This is a genomic window from Allobosea sp. CRIB-10 (assembly GCF_900112185.1).
Classification (GTDB): domain Bacteria; phylum Pseudomonadota; class Alphaproteobacteria; order Rhizobiales; family Beijerinckiaceae; genus Allobosea.
In genome coordinates, this window is the sequence record NZ_FOKP01000051.1 from 1 (window position 1) to 9983 (window position 9983).

General features: G+C 59.8%; 8 protein-coding genes. 4 read left to right on the forward strand and 4 right to left on the reverse strand.

Features of this window, described 5'->3' with window-relative positions:
- The first annotated feature begins 126 nt into the window (after window positions 1-126).
- Window positions 127-1083: a methyl-accepting chemotaxis protein gene (locus BMZ69_RS30395; RefSeq protein WP_092163758.1), complete on the forward strand. Its 957-nt coding sequence runs from the start codon at window positions 127-129 to the stop codon at window positions 1081-1083.
- A 111-nt stretch (window positions 1084-1194) separates the two neighbouring features.
- Here BMZ69_RS30395 and BMZ69_RS30400 read toward each other — a convergent pair whose 3' ends face one another.
- On the reverse strand, window positions 1195-2661 hold the full coding sequence (locus tag BMZ69_RS30400; RefSeq protein ID WP_092163759.1) for a methyl-accepting chemotaxis protein: 1467 nt from the start codon (window positions 2659-2661) through the stop codon (window positions 1195-1197).
- Window positions 2661-3032 (reverse strand): hypothetical protein, encoded by a 372-nt coding sequence (locus tag BMZ69_RS30405; RefSeq protein ID WP_092163760.1) that lies wholly within the window; start codon window positions 3030-3032, stop codon window positions 2661-2663. The genes BMZ69_RS30400 and BMZ69_RS30405 overlap by 1 nt, the downstream gene beginning before the upstream one ends.
- 742 nt (window positions 3033-3774) lie before the next feature.
- Here BMZ69_RS30405 and BMZ69_RS30410 point away from each other — a divergent pair.
- Together BMZ69_RS30410 and BMZ69_RS30415 are read left to right on the forward strand one after the other, a co-directional pair.
- Window positions 3775-4461, forward strand: a complete 687-nt coding sequence (locus BMZ69_RS30410; RefSeq protein ID WP_175507055.1) for an HAD family hydrolase — start codon at window positions 3775-3777, stop codon at window positions 4459-4461.
- Between the two features lie 593 nt (window positions 4462-5054).
- On the forward strand, window positions 5055-6482 hold the full coding sequence (locus BMZ69_RS30415) for a putative bifunctional diguanylate cyclase/phosphodiesterase (protein ID WP_092163762.1): 1428 nt from the start codon (window positions 5055-5057) through the stop codon (window positions 6480-6482).
- Here BMZ69_RS30415 and BMZ69_RS30420 read toward each other — a convergent pair.
- A protein-coding gene (locus tag BMZ69_RS30420; protein ID WP_092163763.1) for an IS3 family transposase occupies window positions 6453-7693 on the reverse strand; the annotation gives its coding sequence in 2 pieces (ribosomal slippage) (window positions 6453-7363 and window positions 7363-7693; 1242 coding nt in all). The two genes, BMZ69_RS30415 and BMZ69_RS30420, sit on opposite strands and share 30 nt — an antisense overlap.
- Before the next feature lie 41 nt (window positions 7694-7734).
- On the opposite strand from BMZ69_RS30420, the gene BMZ69_RS30425 reads away from it, so the two are divergent.
- Window positions 7735-8220 (forward strand): EAL domain-containing protein, encoded by a 486-nt coding sequence (locus BMZ69_RS30425; protein ID WP_092163764.1) that lies wholly within the window; start codon window positions 7735-7737, stop codon window positions 8218-8220.
- Window positions 8221-8522: 302 nt separating this feature from the next.
- On the opposite strand, the gene BMZ69_RS30430 is transcribed toward BMZ69_RS30425, so the two are convergent.
- Window positions 8523-9983 (reverse strand): recombinase family protein (locus BMZ69_RS30430; RefSeq protein WP_139219313.1); only part of this gene is annotated, 1461 nt, incomplete at its 5' end.

The following is a 9983-nucleotide window of genomic DNA, read 5'->3' on the forward strand; positions in this document are numbered from 1 at the left end:
CACGCACCTCAGGCGAGAACTTGTTCGTCGTCTTGCTCGTCATAGCCCCATCCTCTCAGGAGTTGGGGCCTCCGACAAACCCGGGGCGGTTCACTTGGCGGCGACGTTCTCGCGCTCTGCAACGGCGTGAATGACCTCGTCAAAAGCTATGCCGAGGTCATCGGCTCCGTTTCATCCACGGCTGCGGATGTAAATAGCACCTCGCGTGAAATCTCAACAGCCGCCGACGATCTGTCAAAGCGGACAGAGGAACAGGCCTCCTCCCTGGAAGAGACTGCGGCGACCACGGAAGAGCTGGCTGCATCGGTCAAGTCGACGAGCCAGGCTTCCCAACAAGCCGCTGGCATCGCGGCTGAAGCGATGCGAACGGCAGAAACTGGTGGCGATATCGTGGGCCAGGCCGTGCAGGCCATGTCCCGGATCGAAGCTTCGTCTGCGAAGATTTCGGATATCATCCGCGTCATCGACGACATTGCCTTTCAGACCAACCTCCTGGCGCTCAATGCGGCGGTCGAGGCCGCTCGCGCTGGCGATGCAGGTAAGGGCTTTGCCGTTGTCGCCTCTGAGGTCCGGACGTTGGCTCAGCGCTCCGGCGCGGCGGCCAAGGATATCTCCGGGCTCATCTCAAGTTCCCATGCCGAGGTTGGCGAGGGCGTGAAGCTTGTGCACCAGGCCGGCGAGGCGCTGACCGCGATCCTTGAATCGTCCCGCAAGGTCGCGGGCACCATCGCGGACATCTCGGCGGCGGCCGGGGAACAGGCGAACGGCATCGACGAGATGAGCCAGACCGTCGCGCATCTTGACGAGATCACGCAAGCCAACGCGGCCCTGGCGGAAGAAAGCGCGGCCTCGGCGAACGTTCTCTCGGAAAAGGCAGGAAGCCTTTACGAGCTGATCGCCTCATTCCGGATCGACGCTGGGACGAAGGACGCTCTCCCAGCCGCCGCGCCACAGCCTCCGACGAATGAGCTTCATCGCCTTCGTAGGCTTGCTGCCAGTGCTTTCAGCCAAAGTAAGGTTGCCCCGCTGCGCGGCCGAAAGACCGCCAATGGCGGCATCAGCTCAGGCTGGGAAGACTTCTGATCGGAGGAAGACGACCAGCCGCCAGTTTCATGCTGGCGGCTGTCTTGCTATCCCATTGAAATAATGCTCACAAAGGTTCCCGGCACCTCGTAAACGTATTTTGCCGGGCGGTCAGGCGATAACCTTCACGGCTTCCCGGATTTCTCCGATCCTCTGATCGACAGTTTGCGTCAGCTGAGCAGTTCTGTGCAGGTTCGTCGTGATCAAAGTGACGCCGCCCGCCACCTCCTGCATGCTGGCCGACATGATCTGCGTTACAGATGATTGCGTTGCCGCCTCGTTCGCTATTTGCGCGGCAGTTGCATGAATATGCTCAATCGTCCGGCCAATTTGCTGGATCGCCTGACAGGCGTGCACACTTGCGCTCTGCACTGAGGCTATCCGTCCCGTGATATCCTGGGCTGCGCGTTCTGTTTGGCCAGCCAGGTTCTTGACTTCACCGGCTACGACCGCGAAGCCTCGCCCGGCATTGCCGGCGCGCGCCGCCTCGATGGTCGCGTTCAAGGCGAGGAGGTTGGTCTGCGACGCAACTGTCGTGATCAGGCTGACAATGTCCTCGATCTCACCCGCTTGGTCAGCCAGGTCGGCCATCACTGTGTTGACCTGGCTGGCTTCACGCACGGCTTCCTTCGAAACGGTCAGAGCTTGTAGCACTTTCTCGCTGATTTCGGAGGCGGACGCGGCGATCTGCGTTGAGCCTACCGCTACCGCACGGATGTTCTCCGACGCCTTGGCGACCGCGTCGGCCGCACTACCGGCCTGGCCGCTGATATCCGACACGGATTCTGCGATTATTCCCACGGCCTCGGCAAGCACGCGATCCGCATCAGCCTGCAATTGGCGGGAAAGATTCCTGGCGGCCGTGACATCGGTCGCAAACTTGATTACGCCCAAGAGCCGGCCGCTGGCGTCCAGGAGCGGATTATAGGAGGCCTGAATCCAGACCTCGCGGCCTCCCTTCCCGATGCGTCGATATTCCGCCGCATCAAACTGCCCGGCACGGAGACGTTGCCAAAAGGTCTGATAATCCAGGCCTTCTGCTTCGGCCGGGTCGACAAACATCCGATGGTGTCGGCCGAGGACTTCGCCCTCGCTGTAATCGAAGGTCTTCAGAAAATTCTGATTTGCGGTAACAATCGTCCCATCGAGCGAGAATTCCGCAATCGCTTGGGCTCGGTCTAGGGCTGCCAGCTTGCTCTTGTCATGGGCACGCCTCAGCATCTTCGCGGTGATGTCGGTCGCCACCTTAACGATCTTATGCACCCGGCCGGATCGAAGAACCGGATTATAGCTTCCGCTGACCCAGAACTCCGAACCATCCTTGCGTAGGCGGCAATACTCCGCTGCAAAGCTGGTGCCCTTTGCCAGGTCATTCCAGAACCTCTCGTATTCGGGAGACCGGCGGTATTCGTTCGAGACCAAGATGGAATGGCGTTTGCCGATGATATCGGGCAGGACGTAGCCAGATAGCGCCAGAAAATCCTCGTTGGCATACAAAATCGTGCCGTCGAGCTTGAACTCGATGACGGCATGGGCGCGCTCGATGGCGCTGCGGAACTCATCGCGGAAGCCAAACATCAGGCTGCTCGAACACGCTGCAGGAACGCCGCTACTTCGATGTCGAGGCCATGAGCCTGCATGCTAAGCAGCATGGCGAAGAAATACATATGTATATCGACCTGATAATCATGGCCGGAGTAGATATACAGCAGCAACATGACCTGCCCCATAGTGCAGATCGACGTGAGTTGGCGAACTTGCCAGCTTGTGCCCGCGACCCACCATGCCGCCGTAGCAAGGCTGACAAGCCCAAAATTGTAGATCAGGATCAGCAACTGGTTTTCGGGTTGCTCCAGGATACTCGTGACGAGGAGTAGAGCCGTGTTCGCCCAAAGAACGGCGATCGCAATCCGGGCGAAGCGAATTCTCAGTTGTTCGACATCTGTCATTTTTGCCTCCCGCTCGGGCGGCTGAAGCACAGTTTGGCTATGGCAGCGCTCGCCACTAGCCGTGCCCCGGCGCTGTATAGCTTTTGAACATAATCCGGTTGGTCGCTGATGCTGATCACCAACGAGGACTCAGCGTCTGCTTCCAGCAGGAGCCCGCCTGCATGCTGAATTGCGGCCATAACTTCCCCAGACGAAGCCCCTGATCTGAAGAATACGGCTACAGGGCGACCTGAGACGGGCCAACTTGCAGATGCCAATGCGGCAATCGCGACCAGAAGGGCGAATGACGAGCCGAAAACAATCTCGCGCATATTACCGCCTCCATCGCCCTGGGGAGATGTGTCCCCATTGGGAGGCGTGTTCGGATGGACGGCTTAGCCAGCGACTTGGTTCATACAATTTAAGCTTACACCTGATTGTAGCAACGTATTGGATACTCCGAGGTTCATTAATATTGCCTCAATGGAAAGCGGGATCGCCGGCACGGAAGGGCCGGGAAGGAGTGCATTTGAGAGGCACTGCAACCTGCCAGGTTGCGCCAGCACGGTCTGCCGGATGACCCGTGAAAGCTCCGTGCCATCGAGCTTACAATTTGACTGGGGTACGCAAGCCTACCGGGGAGCTCCGATTAGCGATGCCATGGCGTAGGGCCTATCGACAGGCACTGTGTTTCAGGGGCAGAAATCGCTTATTAGCCCGGCAGCACACGTGTAATTCTCGCAACCGACGTGCGGGGAATGTCATGGACCTCATCATTTTCGATCTCGACGGGACCCTGATCGATTCCAGCGCGACCCTTCTTGTCGCCCAAACCGAGACCTTCAGGCGATGTGGCCGGAGACATCCGGGGCCGGAAGCCGGCCTCGAGGTCATTGGGCTATCCCTGGATGTCGCCCTGGCTCGCCTCGCGGGCCTGGGACAGCCCGACGATCTGCTCACCCGCACCTACCGTGAGATTATCGGGGACATGCATCGGCGCGCCTTGAGCGATCCTTTGCTCCGTGCTCCGCTTTTCCCCGGTGCTCCGGAGCTATTGGCAGAAATCAGGCGCCAGACCGGGCTCAAGCTCGGTATCGCCACGGGCAAGTCGCGCAAGGGGACAGAGCTTGTGCTCGCTCAGTACGGCTGGGCAGGCATGTTCGATACGATCCAGACGGCCGATGACGCGCCATCCAAACCTCACCCCGGCATGGCGCTGCGCGCGATGGCTGAAACTGGCGCTTCTCCGGAACGCACGGTGATGGTCGGGGACAGTTCCTATGACATGGGTATGGCTGTCGCGGCCGGCATCACGCCGATCGGGGTTTCCTGGGGCTTTCAGCCACCGGCAGCATTGGTTGCCTCGGGCGCCCGGTACGTCCTCGCGCATCTCGGCGACCTGCCAGCTGCTCTGAAGCTGCCGGCGTCGCCGTTTCGGCCTGGGCCGTAGCTCTGGGGTCGACGGCGGCCCGAGATCGCCTCGGCGGCTCACGCCAGCCAATTCGGGAGTCATTAAGCTCGATGCCTGCTATCAGCCCCGTTATGAGCAGAAGATCGTAAAGATCGACCAGGTTCGCCAGCTTCAGTCCGTTTTCTGCCGCGATTTCCCGAGCATAGCGGTCAAAAAGGTCGAGTTCGGTGGCTGCGATCTTACGCGCCGTGATGCAATCATGGGTACTCCGCAGGGCCGGAGTTGGCGGCAAAAACTGCAATGAGGCCGTCCAGCGCTCGTCAAGCTCTCTCGCCGATTGCAGATAGGAGATCACATCGGGCTCCTTGCGCAGCAGGGAGATGAGCTATTGTCCGCCGCGCAGGGCATTTTGAGCGGCTGCTTCAAAGAGGCCCTGACGGTGCGCTTTCGATTGTTGATCGTCAAGCGGTCATGAAAGCAGGGTTTGGTCAAGAGGCGAAGCAAAGATTGCCCCCAGACAGAATATATTGTCGAGAGCTCCCCTGCGGCATTTCGCGCCCGGCGTTTTTAACCAATTCTTATGGCGCATTGTGCTGATTTCGATATTCGGAACCAGGCTCCGAGGGAAAGAGATGTTTGCTGTTCTGGTGGAGTCAAGCAGCTTTAGCGGAGACGTTAAATTGCATCAGGATGCCCCTTGGCCTATCGAGACTGAAGGATCAAATTCAGCCGCGACCGCTGCGGATTTTACGCGTTACGCTTTGGACGCGGCGGCGATCGTCGCCATTACAGACGTTCAAGGAACGATAACCTACGTAAACGATAAATTCTGTGAGATATCCGGCTACTCTCGGGAAGAACTTATCGGCAACAATCATCGGATCATTTGCTCAGGCTTGCATAGCAAGGCATTTTTCCGCGATTTATATCGCTGCATCGCTAGTGGGCAGACGTGGCGTGGCGAAATCTGCAATCATCGTAAGGACGGGAAGGCCTATTGGGTCGACACCACCATCGTACCGCACCTTAATGAGAGCGGAAAGCCAGATAGCTATACCGCGATCCGCTTCGATATCACCGCCCGCCATGAGGCTGAAGAGCACCTACGCCAGATCGTGGATCTTGACCCGCTGACGGGTATCGCGAACCGGCGGCGTTTTCAGTCCTATTTAGAGGCTGCGCTCGAACGGCACGACCAGGCTCGGGGGGCAATTCATCTCGCTTTGATCGATGTCGACGCCTTCAAGGAAATCAACGATACGTTTGGCCATGATGTAGGCGACAGCTTTCTCAAGGTGATCGCCTTGCGCCTGGCCGATTTCCAGTCGGAAGGCGCGTTTATTGCCCGGCTGGGCGGCGATGAGTTCGGAATCATCACCTCCGACAACTCGGATGCCGTAGTCGGGCGCTTCCTGGACGATGTGTTAAAGAGCATCAAATCTCCTATCTGGCTTGGTGGGGTCAAGCACAGGTACTCGGCAAGCATCGGAATCGCGTCGTTCCCCGACCAGGCGAGCAGCGCGGAAGACCTGTTCAAAGCCGCCGACATGGCGCTCTATCAAGCCAAAGCTTCAGGACGCGACCAGAGGAGTTTCTACACGCCCCGCTTACGACGGTTGGCCGAGCAAAAGAGCGAGTTGCTGCAGGCGGTGGAAGCGGGGCTTTCTGAAAGCCAATTTCACCTGTATTATCAACCAATAGTCCCACTAGACCCTTCAAAGCCGATCTACCTGGAAGCGCTGCTGCGCTGGCGACATCCAGAGCGCGGCCTTCTGCTGCCCGGCGCTTTTCTGACAGGTATCGACGATCCGGGGTTGGAGGCGGCGATCGGCATGTTTGTCGTAGAAGCCGCCTTCAAGGACCTCGCCTTCATGCGCGAGCAGGGGATTCCGATTGGGCGTGTCGCTATCAATGCCACGAACGCGGATTTTCGCTCGGACCAGTTCGTCGACCGGTTCCTAAGCCTCTCTGCCCAGACTCAGGTCACGCCTGACAGCTTTTGCATCGAAGTCGTTGAGTGTTGTTGCCCCTCAAAGACCGGACACGTCCTCCGCAGTTGAACGGTCTGCGATGAACTCTCGGGGTGAACGGTATCCCAGCGCCTTGTGCGGGTGAAGCCGGTTGTAGTGATCGAACCATGCCGGCAGCTGACGCATGACGATTTCGGCTGATGGCATCGGATTGACCCTGGCGTAGTCGCGCTTGATGGTTCGCACGAAGGCCTCGGCCATCCCGTTGGATTGTGGGCTCTGAACCGGCGTCGTCAGAGGTTCGAAGCCGATCTCGCGAGCAAAGCGCCGGGTTTCACCGGCGATGTAGCCCGAGCCGTTGTCGGTCAGCCATTCGATCACGTCGGGCAGGCGATTGACCGGGCCGAAGCGGGTTTCGACGGCCACCGTCATCAGGTCGCGGACATCCTCCCCTTTGATGCCCTCGGTCGTTGCGACGAAGCTGATCGCCTCGCGGTCGCAGCAGTCGAGCGCGAAGGCGACGCGGACCTTTTCGCCGTTGTCGCAGCCGAGTTCGAAGCCGTCCGAGCACCAGCGCAGGTTGGATCGATCGACGGCGATACGGCCATCGTGACGACGCGCCTCGACACCGCCGGCATGACGCTGCAGGAGCAGACCATGGGCCTTCATGACGCGGTAGACTCGCTTGTGATTGGGCGCGGGCCGGCAGTCAGCCTGTGCCGCGCGGCGTAGCAGCGCCCAGACGCGGCGATAGCCATAGCTCGGCATCTCGGCGACGATGGTCTGGATCGCCACGACCATCTCGTCGTCGGGCAGAGCAGGCCGCCCCGGACGAGGCTTGCCGAGGGGAGCCTTGGCACGAGCGGCGATGTTCGACCGGGTTACGCCCAGCACCTCGCAGACGGCCTTCATCGCGAACCGTCCTTGGGCCACGACAGCGAGCGCAACAGATGTTTTTTTGGGCCCGCCGTGGCGTCGAGCGCTTCCTTTAGGATCTCGGCCTCGAGCGTCTTCTTGCCGAGAAGCCGATGCAGTTCGCGGATTTGGTTTTGCAGCATCCGATACTCGGACACCGGAACGACCTCTTCCTCGGACCGCGTCGCCGTCAGCGCACCCTGGTTCGCCAGCCGACGCCAGGAGAACAACTGGTTGGGCGCGATCCCATGCCTCCGGGCAACCAGGCTCACGCTCATGCCCGGCTCGTAGGTCTCTGCGACAATCGCCAGTTTCTCAGCAGGCGCCCACCGACGCCGCCGCTCGGGTCCCGAAAGGACCTCACTCTTCGATACCGAACCAGTCATAGACACGACATTACTCCTACCCCTTACGGAAGTGGGAGGCCGTGTCCGGTCAATTAGGGGGCGGCTTCATTGAGCAGGTCTTCCTCGGGAGCGACTATCAAGGTTTTCGAGGGCGGTTGGCGCGCCTGCATGAGGCAGGCGTAGAGATAGCACTGGACGACTTTGGAACAGGCTATGCATCGCTCTCGCACCTGCGCCGGATACCAATTGATCGATTGAAGATCGATCGGAGCTTTGTGTCCAACCTCCCGGAAAGCTCCGCCGACCTGGCCATCGTTGAGGGCGTTATCGGCATTGCTCACGCCTTAGGCAAGTCCGTCACCGCCGAGGGCGTCGAGACCCTGGAGCAGGCCAGCTTATTGATGGATTTGGGGTGCGACTTCCTCCAGGGCTGGTATTTTGCAAAGGCCAGCAATCGAGAACGCCTGCCGCATATCCTTGCAAACCTCCCGCCCGTTCCGTCTCCGGCAGACGACGAAATGCTCTCTACGGTGAGCCGGCTCCCGGCTGGACGGCTAGGGGCTTGAGCGCCTCACGGCCCATCCGCCTACCTGAAAATGGACACTCTGGAAGTCAGAAGGAGCCAGCCTCTGCGTTGACGCCCAGTCGTCAAACTCGGCTGCCCGAGACCGGACGTTGCCAGAGTCCGCTAGGGGCCAGAATTCCCCGTTAAACCGAGGCAGGGCGTGCCTCGGATGCTACTAGCGCAGTACGACAATAATGTCTTTGACATGCTGATATTAAGGCCACCACTGCGAGCTATTCCATACAGCCCAAGGACGCACAAACGCCTATTGCGACTGCATAACGGGCCGTATAACATCGTAACTTAGGTCGGCGTAAGCCGTTGAAATCTAACGTGGTGGCTTTCTGGGGCTTCCTCCTTTCGGGCGCGCCATTCACGGTCAAAGCTGGGCACCATGGTGCCGGCTTTGATGTTTCCCTGAACGAGACCTTCCGCAAGAGCCTGTTTCGGGCCGATAATGCGAATTTCGTTCGGGCCTATCACCACGCGATCGACGAAGAGATGCAGCCAGGCACGGCGGAATGCCGGGTCCCCGGTGCGCAATCTTTCGCGCACCTGCTGCGAGAACACGATGACCCGCTCATCCGAGATGCGTGCGCGGTGGAGCACGCGGCGATTCTTCAATTCGCGGATCCGCTCGTCGCTCTCGCCGATACGCAGTTTCACATCCGCGATCCGTTGCGCGAAAGCCTTGTCCAGAATGTCGACGATTCCCTTCTCGATCGCGAGGTAAAGGCGTTCGAGCCCGGCCTTGTCGTTGTTGAGCGAGGCCTGCAGCCGCGGGATGTCCTTCTCCAGATCTTCGAGGCCGGCATTGGAAGCGTCGATCACCTGGCCCATCAGCAGCTTCAGCCGCGACGGTGCGAGCACCTCCTTCTCCATCGCAGAGAGAACAGCCTCGTCGGCTGCGTCCATGCGCACGGAATGGCCCTGGCAAGATAGCCCTCCCTTGTTCGCCTTGTTGGCGCAGGTCAGGTAGCGGTAGTTGCCGCTTTTGCCCGTCCTGAGCTGCATTCCGCCCTTGCAATGCTCGCAGACAGCAATACCGGAGAGCAGCGTGGGGCCGGTGGTCAGGCGTGGTGCCCGCACGTTCGGCCGATTGTCGCGCAACGCCCGCTGGGTCGCGAGCCAGATCTCCTGCGGGATGATGACGGGAACCTTGACCTTGATGTGCTCGCTCTCGGGACGCGGCTTGCGAGTGCGGCTGTCGATACAATTGTAGCGGAAGGTGCCGGTATAGACCTCGCCCTTCAGGATCTTCTCGACCGCGCTCGTATAAAATGGCTTGCCGCGATAGCTATAGCCGCGGCCATTCAGATAGGCGACGATCTTCTTGATCCCCATTGGCCCCGAGCCGTCGCCCTCGCGATAGAGCCTGAAGATCAGGCGAACGACCGGGGCCTCATCCTCGCTCTCGGCGAGGACCTTTTTCTCCTTGCTGCGCAGGACGAGAGCGACAGCCGTCTTGTAGCCAAACGGAGGCTTGGCGCCGTTCCAGTAGCCAGCCTCGGCATTCGCCGTCATCACGGTTCGCACCTGCTCGGCATTCTGGTCCGAAGCGTGAGCGTCGAAGGCCGCGAGCATCGTCAGAAGCAACTTGCCGTTATGCCCGTCAGGCAGCGCCTGGGTCGCCGAGATCAGGCGGATGCCTCGGCTTTCAAGTTCGGAGTGGTATTTGAGCAGCAGCTGGGCATTCCGGAACAGGCGCGAAGAATGGTAGACGATCACCGCCCCGACACCGTTCACGGGATCACGAATATAGCG